We start from the raw sequence: 21,431 nt of genomic DNA, 5'->3' as shown, positions 1-21,431 counted from the left end.
CCGCACCTCGAAAGGTACGGCCCCTCAGAACTAACGGCTAAGCCCCGCGGCTAGCGCTCAGCTCTGGCCACCGGCAAGCTTCTCGCGAAGCGCGGCAAGCGCCTCGTCCGAGGCCAGCGCACCGGAGGTGTCCGCACCCTCGGAGGAGTACGAACCGCCGGTCGCGGCCGGAGCGGCGGCCTCGCCACCCTCGGCGGCAGCGGCAGCGTCGGCCTCGCGGGACTTGATGACCTGCTGCTGGTGCTGCTCGAAGCGGGACTGCGCCTCGGCGTACTGGCGCTCCCACTCCTCGCGCTGCTTCTCGTAGCCCTCGAGCCAGTCGTTGGTCTCGGGGTCGAAGCCCTCGGGGTAGATGTAGTTGCCCTGGTCGTCGTAGGACGCGGCCATGCCGTACAGGGTCGGGTCGAACTCGACCGAGGCCGGGTCGGCACCGAAGGACTCGTTGGCCTGCTTCAGCGAGAGGCTGATGCGACGACGCTCGAGGTCGATGTCGATGACCTTGACGAAGATCTCGTCGTTGACCTGCACGACCTGCTCCGGGATCTCCACGTGGCGCTCGGCCAGCTCGGAGATGTGGACCAGACCCTCGATGCCCTCGTCCACGCGGACGAACGCACCGAACGGAACCAGCTTGGTGACCTTACCCGGGACGACCTGACCGATCTGGTGGGTCCGGGCGAACTGCTGCCACGGGTCTTCCTGGGTCGCCTTCAGCGACAGGGAGACACGCTCGCGGTCCATGTCGACGTCGAGGACCTCGACGGTGACTTCCTGGCCGACCTCGACAACCTCGGACGGGTGGTCGATGTGCTTCCAGGACAGCTCGGAGACGTGGACCAGACCGTCGACGCCACCCAGGTCCACGAAGGCACCGAAGTTGACGATCGAGGAGACCACGCCGGAGCGGACCTGACCCTTCTGCAGGGTCGTGAGGAACGTCTGGCGGACCTCGGACTGGGTCTGCTCCAGCCAGGCACGGCGGGACAGGACCACGTTGTTGCGGTTCTTGTCCAGCTCGATGATCTTGGCCTCGAGCTCCTTGCCCACGTAGGGCTGGAGGTCGCGGACGCGGCGCATCTCGACCAGGGAGGCCGGGAGGAAGCCACGGAGGCCGATGTCGAGGATGAGACCACCCTTGACGACCTCGATGACGGTACCGGTGACGATGCCGTCCTCTTCCTTGATCTTCTCGATGGTGCCCCAGGCACGCTCGTACTGGGCGCGCTTCTTCGAGAGGATCAGGCGGCCTTCCTTGTCCTCCTTCTGGAGAACAAGGGCCTCGATCTCGTCACCGACGGCGACGACCTCGTTCGGGTCGACGTCGTGCTTGATCGAGAGCTCGCGGCTCGGGATGACACCTTCGGTCTTGTAACCGATGTCGAGCAGGACCTCGTCCCGGTCGACCTTCACGATGACGCCGTCGACGATGTCGCCGTCGTTGAAGTACTTGATCGTCTCGTCGATCGCGGCGAGGAAGGCTTCCTCGTTACCGATGTCGTTGACCGCAACCTGCGGGGTGGTGGCGGTGGTCTCGGTGCTGCTCGTCATGTGGGAAAGGGCTCCGGTACGGACATTGAAGTCGTAGGTACTGCTACGCCGGGAGCCCGTATCGCTCTGAAGAAGCCGGACAGCCAAGGAAGCGCCCCACCAGAGAACTGGTGATGGCGCCTCGACAACCGAGGGGACATACAACAGATGCGAGCGCAGCCTGCTACGTCTGAGGTGCGCAGGCCCGCAGCGCAACTTGTAGCATACGGGGGCAGCCGGACAGGGTCAATGCGCGAAGGCGCACACCCGGGCGGATCGCCGCATACCCGGCACAAAAAATCGTCCCAGCAGGCCACGCAGGGCTGCGGGACCCCTTCCGTGACACGCGCGCGCCCGGCGGGTTGGACGGAAGAGTACGACGAGGGAGCCGATCATCCAAGAGCCTGAAACGCTCGCCCCGAGGGGCTCGAGCCGGAAGCCACCCGACGTGACGCCGGGGTCGCGGAGAGCACCCGGGCCAACCGTGGCTGGTGGGACCGCAACGCCGACGAGTACCAGATCGATCACGGCACGTTCCTCGGCGACGACCGCTTCGTGTGGGGCCCGGAGGGCCTGGACGAGGTGGAGGCCGAGCTGCTCGGCGCCCCGGAGGACCTGAAGGGCAAGGACGTCCTGGAGATCGGCGCCGGCGCGGCCCAGTGCGCGCGCTGGCTGGCCGCCCAGGGCGCCCACCCGGTGGCCCTGGACCTCTCGCACCGCCAGCTCCAGCACGCCCTGCGCATCGGCGGATCGTTTCCCCTGGTCTGCGCCGACGCCGGCGCGCTGCCCTTCGCGGACGGCTCCTTCGACCTCGCGTGCTCCGCGTACGGGGCGCTGCCGTTCGTGGCCGACCCCCGGCTGGTGCTGCGCGAGGTGCGGCGGGTGCTGCGGCCGGGTGGCCGCTTCGTCTTCTCGGTGACGCACCCGATCCGCTGGGCGTTCCCGGACGAGCCCGGTCCCGAGGGCCTGTCGGTGTCCGCGTCCTACTTCGACCGCACGCCCTACGTGGAGCAGGACGAGGAGGGCCGCGCGGTGTACGTCGAGCACCACAGGACGCTCGGCGACCGGGTCCGGGACATCGTGGCCTCGGGCTTCCGGCTCGTGGACCTGGTGGAGCCGGAGTGGCCGGCGTGGAACACCTCGGAGTGGGGCGGCTGGTCCCCCCTGCGCGGGAACCTGATCCCGGGTACGGCCGTCTTCGTCTGCGAGCGGGACTGAGCGGTCTCGTCCGCTTATGCGCACGCGCGCGTGGGGGGCGTTTTCGGCGTCGTACGACACTAGGGGCGTGATCCGTTACGACGCCCTGGACGCGCTGCCCGTCCATGCCGCCCTGCCCGCCCTGAGCGACGCCCTGGACGGGCACGGCACGGCCGTGCTCGTGGCGCCGCCCGGCACCGGCAAGACGACGCTGGTGCCGCTCGTGCTGGCGGGGCTGGTCGGCGGCGGTCCCGCGCGGCGGGTCGTGGTGGCCGAGCCGCGGCGGATCGCTGCGCGGGCGGCGGCCCGGCGGATGGCGTGGCTGCTGGGTGAGAAGCCCGGCGAGAGCGTCGGCCACACGGTGCGCGGCGAGCGGGTCGTGGGGCGGCACGCGCGCGTGGAGGTCGTGACGACCGGTGTGCTGTTGCAGCGGCTGCAACGGGATCCGGAGCTGGCCGGCGTCGACGTGGTGGTGCTCGACGAGTGCCACGAGCGGCATCTGGACGCCGACACGGTGGCCGCCTTCCTCTGGGACGTACGGCAGACGCTGCGGCCGGAGCTGCGGCTGGTGGCCGCGTCGGCGACCACGGACGCGCAGGGCTGGGCGCGGCTGCTCGGCGGTGCTCCGGTGGTCGAGGCCGAGGGAGTCGCGCATCCCGTGGACGTCGTCTGGGCGCCTCCCGTGCGTCCGGTACGGCCGCCGCACGGCATGTGGGTCGATCCGGCGCTGCTGGGCCATGTGGCGTCGGTGGTGCGGCGGGCGCTGGCCGAGCGGGAGGGGGACGTGCTGTGTTTCCTGCCCGGGGTGGGCGAGATCGCGCGCGTGGCCGGGCAGCTGGGCGATCCGGGTGATGTCGAGGTGCTGCAGGTGCACGGGCGGGCGCCGGCCGCCGTGCAGGACGCGGTGCTGGCGCCCGGGGAGCGGCGCCGGGTGGTGCTGGCCACGTCCGTGGCGGAGTCGTCGCTGACCGTGCCCGGGGTGCGGGTGGTGGTCGACTCGGGGCTGGCGCGGGAGCCGCGTGTGGACCACGCGCGCGGACTGAGCGGACTGGCGACGGTACGGGCGTCGCGGGCGGCCGGGCGGCAGCGGGCGGGGCGGGCCGGGCGTGAGGCGCCGGGTGTGGTGTACCGGTGCTGGACGGAGGCCGAGGACGTCCGGCTGCCGGCCTTTCCGGCGCCGGAGATCAAGGTGGCCGACCTGACCGCGTTCGCCCTTCAGGCGGCCTGCTGGGGCGATCCGGACGCGTCCGGACTGGCGTTGCTGGACGCACCGCCGGGTGGGGCGATGGCGGCCGCGCGCTCCGCGTTGGCAGCGGTGGGGGCGGTGGACTCCGTCGGTCGGGCCACGGAGGTCGGTCAGCGGTTGGGGCGCCTGGGGGTGCACCCTCGGCTGGGGCGGGCGCTGCTGGACACCTCCGGTGGGGGTGCCTCGGTTGTCGCTCTGCTTTCTGAAGAGGTGCCGCGGGATTACGGGGATGATCTCGCTGGTGCTTTGAGGCGTGCTCGGCGTGGGGGTGACGCCTACGCGGGTCGGTGGGCTGCGGAGGTGCGGCGGCTGCGGGCCGTCTCTGGGGAGTTTTCCCACCCGCCCACGCATGCCCGTCGGTCACAGGCGGACGTTCGAGTAGAGCCACGCACCGGCGACGACAGGCTCACCGGGCTCGTCGCCGCTCTCGCGTTCCCCGAGCGCGTCGCCAAGCTCGACGGCGGGTCGTACCTCATGGCCTCCGGAACTCGGGCCGAGTTGTCCGAGGGGTCGGCGCTGCGTGGGGCGCCCTGGATCGTCGTCGCCTCCGCCGATCGGCCCGGTGGGAAGGGGCACGCGCGCGTGCGGCTGGCGGCGGGCGTGCACGAGGACGTGGCGCGAGCGGCGGCCGGGGCGCTGTTCGAGGAACGGGACGAGGTGCACTGGGGCGACGGGGATGTCGTGGCTCGGCGTGTCGAGCGGCTGAGGGCCATCGAGTTGGCCGTACGGCCGCTGAAGGACGTCGGTCCCGGTCTCGTACGCGGCGCCCTTCTGGAAGGGCTACGGCAGGAGGGGTTCGGGCTGTTGCGGTGGTCCGCGGAGGCGGAGGTGCTGCGGCAGCGGCTGGCGTTCCTGCACAGCCACCTCGGTGCGCCGTGGCCGGACGTGTCGGACGAAGCCCTGCACGCGCGCGTGGACGAGTGGTTGGAGCCGGAGCTGGGCCGGGCCCGCAGGCGGGCCGATCTCGGGCGGATCGACGCCGGGCAGGCCCTCGCGCGGCTGCTGCCCTGGGCGAGCGGGGAGGCCGCCCGGCTGGAGGAGCTGGCGCCGGAACGGATCGCCGTACCCAGTGGGTCCAGAATCCGGATCGACTACGGGGACCCGGAGCGGCCTGTCCTCGCGGTGAAGCTGCAGGAGATGTTCGGGTTGCGGGAGACACCCGCCGTGGCGGGGGTGCCGCTGCTGGTCCATCTCCTCTCCCCCGCCGGACGGCCGGCCGCCGTCACGGCCGATCTCGCCTCCTTCTGGAAGGACGGCTACAAGGGTGTGCGCGCGGAGCTGCGGGGGCGCTATCCGAAGCATCCGTGGCCCGAGGACCCGGCGACCGCCGAACCCACCCGGCACACCAACGCGCGGCTCAGGCGCTGACCGGTTCGGTTTCCGTCGCCTGTGTGTGTGCCGGGCCCTCGGGGCGGCGGCCGCGTGCCTCCAGGTAGAGGGAGAGCGCGAGGAGCAGGAGGCCGAGGGCCAGGAAGCCCCAGGGCAGGTAGGAGGTCATCAGGAGGACCAGGGTGCGGTTGTGTTTGACGAGGGCGACGGTGTGTTCGATGTAGTCCTCGCGCATCTTCACGTCCCCGGCGAACGCCGTCACCTTGGCGCGGCCGCCGAGCAGGGTGCCGCCGCGCAGCTCCTCCTTGTGGAGCTCTTCGCCGTAGACGGGCGCTCCGGTGACCGGTTCGACCCAGAACTTCCGGACGGTGCTGTACCAGCGGGTGGTGCCGGTCTTCGCCACCGACTCGGGGGTGATGCCCTGGACCGGCATGGTCTTGGGCATGAGGACCTTGGTCCAGGGGATGGTCTGTTCGAAGTAGTAGACCTTCAGGCCGCGGAAGGTCTGGGTGCCCTTGTAGTGGATGGGGTTGGTGGTGCGGGTCTGCGCGTCGAAGTACTCGTAGTCGCGCTTCTGGGTCAGGAAGGGCCACTTGAACTCGATGCCGTCCCGCTTGACCGGGTCGCCGTCGACGGACTCGCCGGTGGCGTGGACGGGGTCCTGGCTGTGGGCGTCGAAGATGTAGCGCTCCGGGATCCGGGAGATCATCTTGCCGTCGGGGTCCTGGAGGTAGGACAGCCCGTCCCAGACGACGACGGGTCGCCCCGCGCTCTTCTCGATCTTCTCGGCGGCCTCCACGTTGCCCTTGAGGGTCTGCACGATGGTCACCTTGGAGACCTTCTTCGCGCGCATGGTGCCGTAGTCGAGGAGGGTGGCGTCCTTGGCCTCCAGGACCATGTCCTGGTACTGGTTCGGCGGGATCCTGGCCAGGCGCGGGAAGGCGTACCAGCGCAGCAGCGGGGACAGCGCCGCGAAGAACACGGCGCAGCCGAGCAGGACCAGGCTTGCGTTGCGGCGCATTCCGGCCTCCCTCCGGGACGGGTGCTGCTACGGGTGCGCGGGCACCGTCGTCAGCAGCGGCTTGGGGGACGTCCGGCCCGTCGGTGTGCCCATGGCGCTCACTGCCAGGACCAGGGCGAGCGCGAGGGCGAGACCGGTCGCGGCGGCGATCAGGGCACGCATGCGGGGCCTCCCGGCGGACGGTTCCTGATGGATCGTCAGGTGCGGCAGGCACCGTAGCAATGGGCGGCCGAGATGAGAACACGTCGCGCACACAGACGAGGGCGCCCCCTCCGCCATGGCGGAAGAGGCGCCCTGTTCGCCCGGTGTCGGGTGTGTGCCGTCAGGAGCTCGCGGACGGGCTCGGCGAGGGCGAGGGGCTGGCCGAGGCGTCGGCCGCGGCGACCTTCAGTTCGACGGTGAGGGTCGCGCCGCCCGTGGTGGTGATGCGGAGCAGGAAGGTGCCGGTGGTGTCGTCCGCGTACAGCTTCGGCAGTGTCAGCAGGCCCTTGTCGTCCGTCTGGAGGTCGGTGAGGGTGCGTACGACCTTGCCGTCGGCGTCCTTGAAGTAGGGGCCCTTGTCGTTCTCGGTGGCGTCGTCGGCGGACTTGATCAGGGTGGCGGTGGCCGCGACCTTGTCGGCGACGGCGCCCTTGTACGTCGCCTTCACCTGGACCTGGTCGGCGAACTCGCCGCCCGGGGTGCAGGTCAGCGGGGTGTCGCTGGTGCGGGCGAGGGTGTCGGCGGCGCGTGCGGTGACGGTGGCCGTGTAGTCGACCCCCTTGACCTGGTGGCCGACGACAGCGGTGGTGATCTTGAAGGCGCCGGTCTTCTCGCCCGCCTGGAGCGCCGGTGCGAGCGCCACGCCCTTGGCGTCGGTGGCGATGGTGGCCACGGTCTCGCCGCCGACGAAGGTGGCGTCGGTATCGCCGGTGATGGTGAACCGGATCCGGACCTTGCCGACGGCCGCCCCGGCCTTGGTCTCGGCACGGGTGCTGATCCGCTGGGCGAACGCGTCGCCGGCCATCGCGGTGAGCTTCGTGGTGCCGTTGCCCGCGTCCTCCAGGTGGTCCACGGTGTCGGAGGGGGTGGGCGGGGCCGGCGGCTTCGGCGGCTTCGGGTCGGGCGTGTCCTTGCCGCCGCCGGGCTTGCCCGGCTCCGGCTTGGTCTTCGGCGGGTCGGAGGGCTTCTTGGTGTGGTGCTTCGAGCCGTCGTCGCTGCGGTGGGAGGGCACGCCGCCGGTGCCGTCGGGCACGGAGTGGGTGCCCTTGCGGTAGTACTCCAGCCAGCTCAGGACCAGGTTCAGGTAGTCCTGCGAGTTGTTGTAGCTGAGGATCGCGCTGTACAGGCCGGCCTGGGTGGACATGTCCCAGTCGTTGCGGCACAGGTAGTGGCCGGCGGCGAGCGCGGCGTCGTAGGCGTTGTTGGGGTCCGCCTTGCCGTCGCCGTTGCCGTCGCGGCCGGCCCAGGCCCAGGTGGACGGGATGAACTGCATCGGGCCGACGGCCTGGTCGTACTGGCTGTTGCCGTCGTACTCGCCGTGGTCGGTGTCCTTGATGAGCGCGAAGCCGTTGCCGTCGAGCTGCGGGCCGAGGATCCGGCCCAGGGTGGTGCCGTTGGCGTCGACGCGACCGCCGCGGGCATGGCCCGACTCGACCTTGCCGATGGCGGCCAGGAGTTGCCAGGGCAGGTTGCAGCCCGGCTTGGAGGTGCGCAGCTCGGCCTCGGCCTTCTTGTAGGCGTCGAGGACCGTCGCGGGGATACCGGCCTCGGCCGGGCCCCGGGAGACGGGGGTGCCGATGGTGGGCGACGGGCTGGGGTTGGGGCTGTTGAGCGGCGGCAGGTCCGTGTAGTACGGCGAGTTGCCGGTGGCGTTGGCGCTACCGTCGGCGGCCACGTCCGGTACCGGGGTGCTGGCGCCGGCCGTGGCCTGTCTGCCGTGGTCCTCGCCGGTGGCTCCCGGAGCCTGGGACGCGGACAGAGCCGCGACCGCTGCCGCGGCCACGGCGGTGGTCGCCGCTCCCTTGCGCAGCCGCCTGCCGATGTGCGCCGCCATAGAGTGAACCCCTCCCGTGGACGCCCCTGCGTCCGTCTCCGTCCGTGTGCCTCGCTCTGGTCTGACGGTTGACCCGGTGCTCTGGTTGCCCCTGTTCCGCCTTTCCATCCGCGCGACGTACGTTCGAACGTGCGCCCGGCACTGCGACCCAGGTGACCCTACGACACCTTCCTTTGCCCGGGCACCCGTTCGCGCCCGTTTTTCACCGGTTGGCCAACTTCCGTTGGTGTGGGGGGCGTCGGACGGTACTCACGCATACTGGACGGACATGATCACCGGTTCCGGTGCCACGGCCGACGACCGTTCCAGGGGGCTCTGTTGCCGTTCACGCTCAGCCATGCGGCGGCCGTACTGCCCGCCATCCGCCGGGACGGCGCGGGCCGGGGCCGGCTGGTGCCCTCGGTGCTCGTCGCGGGCTCCTTCGCGCCCGACCTGACCTACTACGCGGCGAGTGTCCTGCCGGGCGCAATGGAGTTCGGGTCGGTCACGCACTCGTTCACGGGTGTGGTCGGCGTGGACGTGCTCATCTCCTGGGCTTTGGTGGGGCTGTGGCTGCTCGTCCGGGAACCGCTGGTGGCTCTGCTGCCCCGGGGCCGGCAGGGGCGGCCGGCCACGCTGCTGCGGTGCGGTGCGCCACGCGCGCGCGTGCGGGCCGTTTCCGTGCTGTGGTGGTACGTCTCCGCGGTGCTCGGCGCGCTGACGCATGTCGTGTGGGACGCGTTCACGCATCACGACCGGTGGGGGTCGCGGCTGATTCCGGCCCTCGGACGGAGCCTGGCGGGCATGCCGCTCTACTCATGGCTGCAGTACGGCACGTCCGCGGTGGCCGCCGTGGTGATCGCCGTGTTCCTGGTACGTGCGCTGCGGCGCTCGCCGGCCGGCGAGCCGGTGGGGGTGCCCGCCCTGTCCGTACGGGACCGGTGGTGGGCCGCCTGCGTACTCGGCGGCTGCGCCCTGACGGGGGCGGTGCAGCGGGCGACGCGGTGGCGGGAGTACTGGGGTGCGCACGCGAACCCCTGGGACCTGGTGCCCACGCTCTGCTTCGGTGTGGGCGCCGGGCTGGTCCTCGGAGTGCTGGTGTACGCGGCCGGGGTCAGGGTGTGGCGCCCTGCCCCGGTTCCGGGCAGTCCCGCAATGGCGGCCGGTGCCGCTCGGGACCGGTCGGCCGCTCGATGACGGGGGCCACGAACACGGTGAGGGTGCGTCTGGGGCGTGCCCTCGGGATCAGGGTGAGCAGCAGCGCGAGGTAGCCGCGGAGAAGGTCGGGCCAGGCGCGCCAGTCGGGGGCGTGGCGTGTGCGGGCGGCCAGTCGGCGCCGGAGGTCCACCGCGGCCCTGCGTACGGTCGTGGCCAGGTCGGCGGGGATGCGGGCGGTGCTTGCGTCGGCCGCGAGGGCCGGGACCGGCGAGGCGGGCGTGGCTCGGTCCGTGGCGGTGTCCGCCCGGGCCGGGGTGCCGCCCTGCGCCTCGGGCGTCCGGCGGTGGAGCATGCGTATACCCATGCTCGCAGTGTTGCGGTTACGGGGCTCGGGGGGCGTTCTGGCGGGGGCCACGTGAGTGACGGGCCCTCCGGGGGTTCAGCCGGATTCGGGTGCGGGTGGGGTGGCAGCGGGGGTGGTCCGGTGGGTCCGGCACCGCCGGGATGCGCCGTGGGGGTCGATCGCCGTCGCGGCGGAGAACTTCTTCGCGCCGGCGGGCGACCAGCAGCCGTGGCGGAGGCGAGGGGGAGTCGCCCGCCTCGGCACCCACCGGCACCCGCAGCGGCGGAGGGGCGTTGTCCTGCCCTTGGCTGAAAACGCCCCTCCGCTGCATTGCCGAAGGCTAGTGCGCCGCCGACTCCCAGTCCGGGCCCACGCCCACGGAGACGTCGAGCGGGGCCCTCAGGTGGACCGCGTCGGCCATCTCGTGGCGGACGATCTCCTCGGTGGCCTTGCGTTCGCCGGGGGCGATCTCCAGGACGATTTCGTCGTGGACCTGGAGGAGCATGCGGGACTTGAGGTCCGCCTCACGCAGGGCCCGGTCGACGTTGAGCATGGCGATCTTGACGATGTCCGCCGCCGTGCCCTGGATCGGCGCGTTCAGCGCCATGCGCTCGGCCGCCTCGCGGCGCTGGCGGTTGTCGCTGTTGAGGTCCGGGAGGTAGCGGCGGCGCCCGAAGAGCGTCGCCGTGTAGCCCGTCGCCCGGGCCTCGTCGACCGCTCGGCGCAGATAGTCCCGGACGCCACCGAAGCGCTCGAAGTAGGCGTCCATCAGCGCACGGGCCTCGCCCGCGTCGATGTTCAGCTGCTGGGAGAGACCGAAGGCGGAGAGGCCGTAGGCCAGGCCGTACGACATCGCCTTGATCTTGCGGCGCATCTCCGCGTCCACCGCGGTGGGCTCGACGCCGAACACCTGGGAGGCCGCCGTGGTGTGCAGGTCCTCGCCGGAGGTGAACGCCTCGATCAGGCCCTCGTCCTCGGAGAGGTGGGCCATCACGCGCAGCTCGATCTGGCTGTAGTCGGCGGTCATCAGGGACTCGAAGCCCTCGCCGACCACGAAGCCGCGGCGGATCGCCCGGCCCTCGTCGGTGCGGACCGGGATGTTCTGCAGGTTCGGGTCCGTGGAGGACAGCCGGCCGGTCGCGGCCACCGTCTGGTTGAAGGTGGTGTGGATACGGCCGTCGCCGGCGACGGTCTTGATCAGGCCCTCGACCGTGACGCGGAGCTTCGCCTGCTCGCGGTGCCGGAGCATGATCACCGGCAGTTCGTTGTCCGTCTGGGTGGCGAGCCAGGCGAGGGCGTCGGCGTCGGTGGTATAGCCGGTCTTGGTCTTCTTCGTCCTGGGCAGGGCCAGCTCGCCGAAGAGGACCTCCTGGAGCTGCTTGGGCGAGCCCAGGTTGAACTCGTGCCCGGCGGCCGCGTGCGCCTCCTTCACGGCCTGCTGCACCGCGCCCGCGAACATCTGCTCCATCGCCTCGAGGTGTGCGCGGTCGGCGGCGATGCCGTGGCGCTCCATGCGGGCGAGCAGGACGGAGGTGGGCAGCTCCACGTCCCGCAGGAGGTCGGCGGCACCGACCTCCTGGAGGCGTTCCTCGAAGGCCTCGCCCAGGTCGAGGACGGCGCGGGCCTGGATCATCAGCGCCTCGGCCTCGGCGCCGTCGTCCGCGCCGAAGGCCAGCTGGCCGTCGGCCGCGGCGGCGGGGGCCAGCTCGCGGTGCAGGTACTCCAGGGACAGCGCGTCCAGGTCGAAGGAGCGGCGGCCCGGCTTGACCAGGTAGGCGGCGAGGGCGGTGTCCATGGCGACGCCCTCGACGCTCCAGCCGTGCTCGGCGAAGACGCGCATGGCGCCCTTGGCGTTGTGGAACACCTTGGGGCGGCCGGCGTCGGCCAGCCAGGCCGCGAACGCGTTCTCGTCGGTCTCGTCCAGCTCGGCGGGGTCGAACCAGGCGGCCGCGCCCTCGGCCGCGGCGAGAGCGACCTCGGCGACCGAGCCGGTGCCCAGGGCCCAGGTGTCGACGGTGGCGACGCCGAGGGTCTTGGTGCCGTGCTCGGCCAGCCAGGGGGACAGCTCGCCGGTGCCGAGGATCTTGCCGTCCAGCTCGACGCCCTCCGCCGCGACCGGAGTGGTCTCGGCCTCCTCGGCGCCCGGGTCGACGGCGAAGAGACGCTCCCGCAGGGACGGGTTGCGGATCTCCAGGGTGTCCAGGACCATCGCGACGGTCTTGCGGTCGTACGGAGCACGCTCCAGGTCGGTGACCGTCTTCGGCAGCTCGACCTGGCGCTCCAGCTCGGTGAGGCGGCGGTTGAGCTTGACCGCCTCCAGGTGGTCGCGAAGGTTCTGTCCCGCCTTGCCCTTGACCTCGTCGACGCGCTCGACCAGCTCCGCGAACGAGCCGAACTGGTTGATCCACTTCGCGGCGGTCTTCTCGCCGACACCGGGGATGCCGGGCAGGTTGTCGGACGGGTCGCCGCGCAGGGCCGCGAAGTCGGGGTACTGGGCGGGCGTCAACCCGTACTTCTCGAGAACCTTCTCCGGGGTGAAGCGGGTCAGCTCCGAGACACCCTTCGTCGGGTACAGCACGGTCGTGTTCTCGGTGACGAGCTGGAAGGAGTCGCGGTCGCCGGTGACGATCAGCACCTCGAAGCCCTCGGCCTCGGCCTGGGTGGCGAGGGTGGCGATGACGTCGTCGGCCTCGAAGCCCTCGACGGCGAAGCGCGGCGCGTGCATGGCGTCGAGCAGCTCGCCGATCAGCTCGACCTGGCCCTTGAACTCGTCGGGGGTCTTGGAGCGGTTCGCCTTGTACTCGGTGAACTGCTCGGAGCGCCACGTCTTGCGGGAGACGTCGAAGGCCACCGCGAAGTGCGTGGGGGCCTCGTCACGCAGGGTGTTGGCCAGCATCGACGCGAAGCCGTAGATCGCGTTCGTCGGCTGGCCCGTCGCGGTCGTGAAGTTCTCCGCGGGCAGCGCGAAGAACGCGCGGTAGGCCAGCGAGTGCCCGTCCATGAGCATCAGCCGGGGACGGGTAACGCCGGGGTTCTTGTCGGTCTTCTTCGATGCTGTCTCTGCCACGCCCCCGATCCTGCCACGCCCCACTGACAGTCCGGGCCGCGACGGGTTCGGCACCCCGCCTGGAACCCCACGGATCCGGGCAGGGCCGGGGCTCACGGCTGTCGGTGCCCCGTGCGAGGATCGGAGGCGTACTTCTCACACGTAGAGGCGTATTTCTCACACGCAGTCGAAGGGGACCGTGCGATGGCGACCAAGCCGCCCAAGGGTGATCCGGTTCAGGACGCGCCGCAGGTCGCGGAGCCGAAGCACGCGGCGGCGGGGCTGCCCGCCATCGGGCACACCCTGCGCATCGCCCAGCAGCAGATGGGCGTGAAGCGCACCGCGCTGACCCTGCTGCGGGTGAACCAGAAGGACGGCTTCGACTGCCCGGGCTGTGCCTGGCCGGAGCCGGACCACCGGCACAAGGCGGAGTTCTGCGAGAACGGCGCCAAGGCGGTCGCCGAGGAGGCCACCCTGCGCCGGGTCACCCCGGAGTTCTTCGCCGCGCACTCCGTCGCCGACCTGGCCACCAGGAGCGGGTACTGGCTGGGGCAGCAGGGACGGCTCACGCACCCCATGCATCTGCCCGAGGGCGGCGATCACTACGAGCCGGTCAGCTGGGAGCGTGCCTTCGACATCATCGCGGAGGAGATCTCCGCCCTCGGCTCCCCCGACGAGGCCGTCTTCTACACCTCGGGCCGGACCAGCAACGAGGCCGCGTTCCTGTACCAGCTCTTCGCGCGCGAGCTGGGCACCAACAACCTGCCCGACTGCTCGAACATGTGCCACGAATCGTCCGGCTCGGCGCTCTCCGAGACGATCGGCATCGGCAAGGGCAGCGTCCTGCTGGAGGACCTCTACCGGGCCGACCTGATCATCGTCGCGGGCCAGAACCCGGGGACGAACCATCCGCGCATGCTCTCCGCGCTGGAGAAGGCCAAGGCGAACGGTGCGAAGATCATCAGCGTCAACCCGCTGCCCGAGGCCGGCCTGGAGCGGTTCAAGAACCCGCAGACCCCGCAGGGCATGCTCAGGGGCGCCGCCCTCACCGATCTGTTCCTGCAGATCCGCATCGGCGGCGATCAGGCCCTGTTCCGTCTCCTCAACAAGCTGATCCTGGAGACCGAGGGCGCGGTCGACGAGGAGTTCGTGCGCGAGCACACACACGGGTACGAGGAGTTCGCCGAGGCCGCGCGTGCCGCCGACTGGGACGAGACGCTCAGGGCGACCGGCCTGTCCCGGGAGGAGATCGAGGAAGCGCTCGGCATGGTCCTCGCCTCCGAGCGCACCATCGTCTGCTGGGCCATGGGCCTGACCCAGCACAAGCACGCCGTCCCGACCATCCGCGAAGTGGTCAACTTCCTGCTCCTGCGCGGCAACATCGGCCGCCCGGGCGCGGGCGTGTGCCCGGTGCGCGGCCACTCCAACGTGCAGGGCGACCGCACGATGGGCATCTTCGAGCGGCCCGCCCCGGCCTTCCTGGACGCGCTGGAGAAGGAGTTCGGGTTCGCTCCCCCGCGCGAGCACGGCTTCGACGTCGTACAGGCCATCCGTGCGCTGCGGGACGGCGAGGCGAAGGTGTTCTTCGCCATGGGCGGCAACTTCATCTCCGCCTCCCCCGACACCGAGGTCACCGAGGCGGCCATGCGGCGCGCGCGGCTCACCGTGCACGTGTCGACCAAGCTCAACCGCTCGCATGTCGTCACGGGCGCGCGTGCCCTGATCCTGCCGACGCTGGGCCGCACCGAGCGGGATCTGCAGGGCAGCGGCGAGCAGTTCGTCACCGTCGAGGACTCCATGGGCATGGTGCACGCCTCGCGCGGGCGGCTCGCGCCGGCGAGCCGGCAGCTGCTGTCCGAGCCGGCGATCGTGTGCCGGATGGCGCGCCGGGTGCTCGGCGCGGACAGCAAGGCGCCGTGGGAGGAGTTCGAGAAGGACTACGCGACGATCCGCGACCGCATCGCGCGCGTGATCCCCGGTTTCGAGGACTTCAACGCGCGCGTGGCCCACCCGGGCGGCTTCACGCTGCCGCACGCGCCGCGCGACGAGCGCCGCTTCCCGACCGCGACCGGCAAGGCGAACTTCACGGCGGCGCCGGTGGAGTACCCGGAGCTGCCCGAGGGCCGGCTGCTGCTGCAGACGCTGCGCTCGCACGACCAGTACAACACCACGATCTACGGCCTGGACGACCGCTACCGGGGCATCACGGCCGGCCGCCGGGTGGTGCTGGTCAACCCGGAGGACGCGCGGACCCTGGGGGTCGCCGACGGGTCGTACGTGGACCTGGTGAGCGAGTGGAAGGACGGCGTGGAGCGGCGGGCCCCCGGCTTCCGGGTCGTGCACTATCCGACGGCCCGGGGCTGCGCGGCGGCGTACTACCCGGAGACCAACGTGCTCGTGCCGCTGGACGCCACCGCCGACACCAGCAACACCCCGGCCAGCAAGTCCGTCGTGGTCCGCCTGGAGACCGCGCCGGAGAGCCGCCCGGGGACCCGCCCGGAAGCCCGTCTGGAACAATCGGCCACCGACTGAGCGTTTGCTCAGCCACGAGACAGGTGTACGACGAACGGAGCCGGGCCCATGGGTGAGCAGCAGCAGGTGAAATTCCCGCAGGAAGTCATCGACGAGTACGCCGCGCTCGGTGTCGACCTGCCCGCGCTGTTCTCGGCAGGCCACCTCGGGACGCGGATGGGCGTGCAGATCCTGGAGGCGTCGGCGGACCGGGTCGTCGGCACGATGCCGGTGGAGGGCAACACCCAGCCGTACGGGCTGCTGCACGGAGGCGCGTCCGCGGTGCTCGCGGAGACCCTGGGCTCGGTCGGCTCCATGCTGCACGGCGGCAGCTCGAAGATCGCGGTCGGCGTGGACCTGAACTGCACGCACCACCGCGGGGTCCGCTCGGGCCTGGTGACCGGTGTGGCCACGCCGGTGCACCGGGGGCGGTCGACGGCGACGTACGAGATCGTGATCAGTGACGAGGAGGGCCGCCGGGTGTGCAGCGCGCGGCTGACCTGTCTGCTGCGCGACCTCAAGCCGGAGGACGGCGCCCAGGTCGTCAAGGGCTGATCCCGGCCGCCGAGCGGCCGGCGCCGGGCCGTTGCCCCGCGCCGTGCCTCCCCTTAGCTTCGGCACATGGGACCGCGGCTTCGGCACGGAGCCCCCTGGCCGGGAGTCACGGGGCGGGGACTCGCACTGGCACTGCTGGCTGCCGTACTGACGGGTGGGTGCGCCGGATCGGGCGCACCCGCTCGTACCCCGCACAGCGGCACGGTCTCCGCGTCACCGACCTCCGAAGCCGAGCTGTGCGCCAGGATCGTCGCGTACTGGTCGCGCAAAGTGCTCGACAGCGGCACCTACGGCGACTACCAGTCCATGGGGCTGTCCAACGGGCAGTATGAGATCCTGCGGACCGTCGTGGACGCGGCGCGCGCGGCCGAGCGGCGCCAAGGGGCCGCTGCCGCCGACGAGTTGATCGACCGTCAGTCCCGCAGTGCCTGCGCCGAGCGGTACCGGCACGGAACGCCGAGCGGAGGTCCGTGGCAATGAGCGGCATCGGCCCCCTGGAGCCCGGCGAGGGCACGCGCGCGTGGGACACCGCGCAGGAAGCGCCCCTCGGCCGAAGACGCGCGCCGCTCGCGGCCCTGTACGCCCGCCACCGCCGCGCCGTCCTGGCTCTCGCCGCCACCGCGGCCGTACTCGCGGGCGGCGGCTATCTCTACGCGACCCGCCCGCAGCAGCCGCCACCGCCCGAAGTGCCGTACCCCGCACAGGTGGTGGCGATGTCGTACCTGCGCGACCGGGCCACCCCGCCCGGCGCGCCGGCCCGCAGCTTCAGCTTCGAGGTGCTGATGCGCGTGGAGTCGGGACCGCCGGTCACCGTCACCCGGGTGACCCAGCCGTACGCCGGCCTCTCGGCGGCCGCGGCGCCACACGTCCCCTTCCGGACAAAGGCAGGCGCTCCCCGCAAGATCACCATAACCATGCATGTGACGGAATGCGGAAAGGTTCCGAAGGACGCCGGGATGCCTTTCCTGGAAGTAACTCTACGTAATACGCGCGCAATACAGATTCAGAGTTTCATCCTCGGCCCCCACTACGCACAGCACCTCTCACACGCCCTGAAAGTCGCCTGCAGCAACAGTGGTGCGTAATCACCAAAACCCCCGAGACACCTGAACGGATCACGGTGAGTCCTGCGGGTTCTCACAATGCGGACAGGGCGAATCGGTCTGAATTCCGGCGTTCCCCCCACCGTGTACCGCTCTGCATTACCTCGTGTCATAACAAGAGCGTCACAGCATTGGTCAGACCCTCCTCCACGTTCCCCACACACGCCTAGAGTCACGGCCAGTCACCGCGCAGTCGGATTCTCACTTCGGCCAGGCGCGCGCGGCTCGACCGTTTCCACGGGGATGCGGTTGTCGATCGGAAAGGACTGATCGTGCGTCAACGTTCGCTCATCGCCATCACCGCCGCCCTGGCGGCGGGTGCACTCACCCTCACCGCCTGCGGCTCGCGCGACAGCGGCGACAAGGGATCGGACTCCGGCAACGGCGGCACCACCGTCACCATCGGCGTCGACGCCCCGCTGACCGGCGACCTGTCCGCCCTGGGCCTGGGCATCCGGAACTCCGTGGACCTCGCGGCCAAGCAGGCCAACAAGAAGAACTATGTCAAGGGCATCACCTTCAAGGTCGAGGCCCTCGACGACCAGGCCCAGCCCTCCTCCGGCCAGACGAACGCCACCAAGTTCGTCGGCGAGTCGGGCGTCCTCGGCGTGGTCGGTCCGCTGAACTCCTCGGTCGCCCAGTCGATGCAGAAGGTCTTCGACGACGCGAAGCTGGTCGAGGTCTCCCCGGCCAACACCAGCCCGGACCTGACCCAGGGTCCCGACTGGCGGACCTCGAAGTCGCGTACGTACAAGTCGTACTTCCGCACCGCGACCACGGACGCCATCCAGGGCCCGTTCGCCGCCCAGTACGTCTACAACAAGGCCAAGAAGACCAAGGCCTTCGTCATCGACGACAAGAAGACCTACGGCGCCGGCCTCGCCGGGACGTTCACCGACGAGTTCAAGAAGCTCGGCGGCAAGATCGTCGGCACCGAGCACATCAACCCCGACACCAAGGACTTCTCCGCGGTCGCCACCAAGGTGAAGAACTCCGGTGCCCAGGTGGTCTACTACGGCGGCGAGTACCCGCAGGCCGGCCCGCTCAGCAAGCAGATCAAGGCCGCCGGCGCCAAGATCCCGCTGGTCGGCGGTGACGGCATCTACGCCGACGACTTCATCAAGCTGGCCGGCGCCTCGGGCACCGGTGACCTCGCCACCTCGGTCGGTGCGCCGGTCGAGACCCTCCCCTCCGCCAAGGAGTTCGTCGACAACTACAAGGCGGCGGGCTACAAGGAGGCGTACGCGGCGTACGGCGGTTACTCCTACGACTCGGCCTGGTCGATCATCGAGGCCGTGAAGAAGGTCGTGGACGACAACGGCGGCAAGCTGCCGTCCGACGCCCGCGCGAAGATCACCGCCGCGATGCAGAACGTCTCCTTCGACGGTGTGACCGGCAAGGTCTCCTTCGACGAGTACGGTGACGCGACCAACAAGCAGCTCACCGTCTACTCCGTCACGGGCGGTGCCTGGAAGGCCGTGGAGTCCGGCACCTACAACGGCGGCTGACCCACACCCGCACCACGAGCCGCGCGGGGCGCTGTTCCACAGGCGCCCCGCGCGGACTCGCATCCGGCCACATCCGTCGAACTTTCCGAACGCTCGGAGGACATGCGGTGAACGAACTGCCGCAGCAGCTGGTCAACGGCCTGCTACTTGGATCCATGTACGGGCTGGTCGCCATCGGCTACACAATGGTCTATGGCATTGTCCAGCTCATCAACTTCGCCCACGGCGAGATCTTCATGACCGGAGCGTTCGGCGCGCTCACGGTCTACGCATACATACTTCCCGACGGCACCTCGATGTGGGTGGCCCTGCCGCTCATGCTCGTCGGCGCCATCCTCGTCGCCACCACCGTCGCCGTCGGAGCGGAACGGTTCGCCTACCGGCCCCTGCGCAGCGCCCCGCGCCTCGCTCCCCTCATCACCGCCATCGGCCTCTCCCTGGCCCTGCAGCAGGCGGTGTGGGCCTGGTACCCGGGCGCCAAGTCCGCCCGCACCTTCCCGAGCATCCCCGGCGGCCCCTTCGAGATCGGCAACGTCACGATCCAGACCGGTGACATCTTCCTGGTCTGCGCGGCGCCGCTCAGCATGGCCTTCCTCGCCTACTTCGTGATGCGCACCCGTACCGGGCGCGGCATGCAGGCCACCGCCCAGGACCCGGACACCGCGAAGCTGATGGGCATCAACACCGACCGCATCATCGTGGTCGCGTTCGCCCTCGGTGCCACCTTCGCCGCCGTCGGATCCGTGGCCTACGGCCTCAAGTACGGCCAGATCGACTTCCGTATGGGCTTCATCCTCGGCCTGAAGGCCTTCACCGCGGCCGTCCTCGGCGGCATCGGCAACATCTACGGCGCCATGCTCGGCGGCCTCGTCCTCGGTGTCGCCGAGGCCCTGTCCACCGCCTACATCTCCGACATCCCCGGCATGGACAAGTTCGGCAGCCAGTCCTGGGCAGACGTCTGGGCGTTCGTACTCCTCATCCTCGTTCTGCTGTTCAGGCCACAGGGCCTGCTCGGCGAGCGCGTCGCGGACAGGGCGTGACACCGATGACCACACAGACCACCGCATCCGAGACCCCGAGCGCTCCCGCGGCCGCCCCGTCCGGCCTGATCGGCCTGCCCGCCCCGCTCGGACGGGCCCTCGCCACCGGCGGCGGCGTCCTGACGATCGTCTCCACCTTCCTCGCCTGGACCTGGACCGCCGCGTTCCCCGGCGACCTCACCGTCTACGGCTACCCGGGCGGCCTTCAGGTCCTCGTCCTGATCGGCGGCATCCTCACCACCGTCTTCGGCCTCGCCTCCTACGGCGTCAAGGGCCTGAAGTGGCTGACCCCGGGCAGCGCCGACAGCGCCCTGAAGCTGTCCGCGCTCGGCGCCTTCGCCACCGCCTGGTACACGGTCATCGCCATCAGCGCCAAGCTGGGCGGCCTGGTCAACCTGGAGGCCGGCGGCTTCGTCGTGGCCGTCGCCACGCTGGCGGCCCTGGTCGGCGCGCTGGCCCTGCCGTACGAGCGGCCGGCCCCGGAGCCCGCCGACCCGGACGACACCGGTCTGGAGGCGTTCCGCCACCAGGCCCGCCAGAACTGGAGCAACTTCAAGGCGGCCTTCGCCTCCAAGACCCCGGCCCCGGCCCCGAAGTTGTCCGCCTACGTCGAGATCCTCGTCATCATCGCGGCGATGGCGGTCGGTCTGATCGTCTTCACCTACGGCATCGGCACCCAGTACGACCAGCTGTTCATCGGCTTCCTCATCACCGCCGGCTTCGGTTTCGGCGCCCTCGCCAAGGCCGGGCTCGTGGCCCGGGTCTCGGCGATCACCGCGCGCCACCGCAACATCACCATGACCGGTGCCTTCGTCGCGGCGGCCGCCTTCCCCTTCACCCAGTCCGACGACCAGTACGCGACGATCGGCGTCTACATCCTGATCTTCGCCACCGTCGCGCTCGGCCTGAACATCGTCATCGGCCTCGCCGGCCTCCTCGACCTCGGTTACGTCGCCTTCCTCGGTGTCGGCGCCTACACCGCGGCCCTGGTCTCCGGCTCGCCGTCCTCGCCGCTGCACGTGCACTGGCCGTTCTGGGCCTCGGCGCTCTGCGGCGCGGCCGTCGCCATGGTCTTCGGTGTCCTCATCGGCGCCCCGACCCTGCGGCTGCGCGGCGACTACCTCGCCATCGTGACGCTCGGCTTCGGTGAGATCTTCCGCATCACCGTCCTCAACATGGACGGCACCTCGGGCCCGGACGTCACCAACGGCTCCAACGGCATCTCCTCGATCCCGAACCTGAACATCCTCGGCTTCGACTTCGGCCAGGAGCACCAGCTCCTCGGCACCACCATCGGCCGGTTCGCGAACTACTTCCTGCTGATGCTGTTCATCACGCTCATCGTCGTCGTGGTGTTCCGGCGCAGCAGCGACTCCCGCATCGGCCGCGCCTGGATCGCCATCCGCGAGGACGAGACCGCCGCGCTCGCCATGGGCATCAACGGCTTCCGGGTCAAGCTCATCGCGTTCGCCCTGGGCGCCTGCATGGCCGGCCTCGCCGGCTCCGTCCAGGCCCACGTCACCTACACGGTGACCCCGGAGCAGTACCAGTTCGCGCACGTCGTCCCGCCCAACTCGGCCTTCCTGCTGGCCGCTGTGGTCCTCGGCGGCATGGGCACCATCTCCGGTCCGCTGGTCGGCGCCGCGCTGCTGTACCTGATCCCGGCCAAGCTCCAGTTCCTGGGCGACTACCAGCTCTTCGCCTTCGGCTGTGCGCTCGTCCTGCTGATGCGCTTCCGCCCCGAGGGCATCATCCCCAACCGGCGTCGGCAGCTCGAATTCCACGAAGAGACCGAAGCGCCCGCCGTCCTCAGCAAGGCAGGGGCGTGACCAC

At 70.7% G+C, this 21,431-nt stretch carries 15 protein-coding genes and 1 pseudogene; 10 read left to right on the top strand and 6 right to left on the bottom strand.

Annotated elements, in window-relative coordinates:
- Nucleotides 1-57 precede the first annotated feature (57 nt).
- Nucleotides 58-1,548 (bottom strand): 30S ribosomal protein S1, encoded by a 1,491-nt coding sequence (gene rpsA, locus CRP49_RS24025; protein WP_097255253.1) that lies wholly within the window; start codon nt 1,546-1,548, stop codon nt 58-60.
- A 370-nt stretch (nt 1,549-1,918) separates the two neighbouring features.
- Between rpsA and CRP49_RS24020 the strand changes: the two are divergent.
- A pseudogene (locus CRP49_RS24020) lies at nt 1,919-2,745 on the top strand (class I SAM-dependent methyltransferase).
- Between the two features lie 67 nt (nt 2,746-2,812).
- Entirely contained in the window at nt 2,813-5,338 is a 2,526-nt protein-coding gene (gene hrpB / locus CRP49_RS24015) for an ATP-dependent helicase HrpB (RefSeq protein ID WP_097255252.1), read from the top strand.
- Here the strand turns inward: hrpB and CRP49_RS24010 are convergent.
- The 3 genes from CRP49_RS24010 to CRP49_RS24005 all read right to left on the bottom strand — a co-directional run bounded on the left by CRP49_RS24010 (nt 5,328) and on the right by CRP49_RS24005 (nt 8,355).
- Nucleotides 5,328-6,320 carry a DUF3068 domain-containing protein gene (locus CRP49_RS24010; protein ID WP_097255251.1) on the bottom strand — a complete coding sequence of 331 codons (993 nt, stop codon included), beginning with the start codon at nt 6,318-6,320 and terminating at the stop codon, nt 5,328-5,330. The genes hrpB and CRP49_RS24010 overlap by 11 nt on opposite strands.
- Before the next feature lie 27 nt (nt 6,321-6,347).
- The gene (locus CRP49_RS46255) at nt 6,348-6,482 is read right to left on the bottom strand and encodes an SPW_0924 family protein (RefSeq protein ID WP_107487117.1); all 135 of its coding nucleotides are present in this window, start codon (nt 6,480-6,482) and stop codon (nt 6,348-6,350) included.
- 160 nt (nt 6,483-6,642) lie between these two features.
- Nucleotides 6,643-8,355, bottom strand: a complete 1,713-nt coding sequence (locus CRP49_RS24005; RefSeq protein ID WP_097255250.1) for a lytic transglycosylase domain-containing protein — start codon at nt 8,353-8,355, stop codon at nt 6,643-6,645.
- Nucleotides 8,356-8,673: 318 nt separating this feature from the next.
- On the opposite strand from CRP49_RS24005, the gene CRP49_RS24000 reads away from it, so the two are divergent.
- Nucleotides 8,674-9,531 carry a DUF4184 family protein gene (locus tag CRP49_RS24000; RefSeq protein WP_097255249.1) on the top strand — a complete coding sequence of 286 codons (858 nt, stop codon included), beginning with the start codon at nt 8,674-8,676 and terminating at the stop codon, nt 9,529-9,531.
- On the opposite strand, the gene CRP49_RS23995 is transcribed toward CRP49_RS24000, so the two are convergent.
- Nucleotides 9,449-9,856, bottom strand: coding sequence for a hypothetical protein (locus tag CRP49_RS23995; protein WP_179851736.1), 408 nt, complete (start codon nt 9,854-9,856; stop codon nt 9,449-9,451). The two genes, CRP49_RS24000 and CRP49_RS23995, sit on opposite strands and share 83 nt — an antisense overlap.
- A gap of 319 nt (nt 9,857-10,175) precedes the next feature.
- Nucleotides 10,176-12,902 (bottom strand): DNA polymerase I, encoded by a 2,727-nt coding sequence (gene polA / locus CRP49_RS23990; protein WP_097255248.1) that lies wholly within the window; start codon nt 12,900-12,902, stop codon nt 10,176-10,178.
- Nucleotides 12,903-13,085: 183 nt separating this feature from the next.
- Here polA and CRP49_RS23985 point away from each other — a divergent pair, with 183 nt between their 5' ends.
- The 7 genes from CRP49_RS23985 to CRP49_RS23955 all read left to right on the top strand — a co-directional run bounded on the left by CRP49_RS23985 (nt 13,086) and on the right by CRP49_RS23955 (nt 21,427).
- Complete coding sequence (locus CRP49_RS23985; protein ID WP_097255247.1) at nt 13,086-15,413, top strand: FdhF/YdeP family oxidoreductase; 2,328 nt, start codon at nt 13,086-13,088, stop codon at nt 15,411-15,413.
- 48 nt (nt 15,414-15,461) lie between these two features.
- The gene (locus CRP49_RS23980; protein WP_097255246.1) at nt 15,462-15,947 is read left to right on the top strand and encodes a PaaI family thioesterase; all 486 of its coding nucleotides are present in this window, start codon (nt 15,462-15,464) and stop codon (nt 15,945-15,947) included.
- Between the two features lie 66 nt (nt 15,948-16,013).
- Complete coding sequence (locus CRP49_RS23975; protein WP_097255245.1) at nt 16,014-16,427, top strand: hypothetical protein; 414 nt, start codon at nt 16,014-16,016, stop codon at nt 16,425-16,427.
- The gene (locus CRP49_RS23970) at nt 16,424-17,032 is read left to right on the top strand and encodes a Tat pathway signal sequence domain protein (RefSeq protein ID WP_097255244.1); all 609 of its coding nucleotides are present in this window, start codon (nt 16,424-16,426) and stop codon (nt 17,030-17,032) included. The genes CRP49_RS23975 and CRP49_RS23970 overlap by 4 nt, the downstream gene beginning before the upstream one ends.
- A gap of 290 nt (nt 17,033-17,322) precedes the next feature.
- Nucleotides 17,323-18,558 carry a branched-chain amino acid ABC transporter substrate-binding protein gene (locus CRP49_RS23965; protein ID WP_097255243.1) on the top strand — a complete coding sequence of 412 codons (1,236 nt, stop codon included), beginning with the start codon at nt 17,323-17,325 and terminating at the stop codon, nt 18,556-18,558.
- 107 nt (nt 18,559-18,665) lie between these two features.
- Nucleotides 18,666-19,598: a branched-chain amino acid ABC transporter permease gene (locus CRP49_RS23960; RefSeq protein ID WP_094220285.1), complete on the top strand. Its 933-nt coding sequence runs from the start codon at nt 18,666-18,668 to the stop codon at nt 19,596-19,598.
- 5 nt (nt 19,599-19,603) lie between these two features.
- Nucleotides 19,604-21,427, top strand: coding sequence for a branched-chain amino acid ABC transporter permease (locus tag CRP49_RS23955; protein WP_097255242.1), 1,824 nt, complete (start codon nt 19,604-19,606; stop codon nt 21,425-21,427).
- Nucleotides 21,428-21,431: the final 4 nt, after the last annotated feature.

Origin of the sequence: Streptomyces sp. Ag109_G2-15 (genome assembly GCF_900215565.1) — a bacterium.
Taxonomy (GTDB): Bacteria; Actinomycetota; Actinomycetes; order Streptomycetales; family Streptomycetaceae; genus Streptomyces; species Streptomyces diastatochromogenes.
This window is presented reverse-complemented; position numbering and strand designations above follow the sequence as displayed.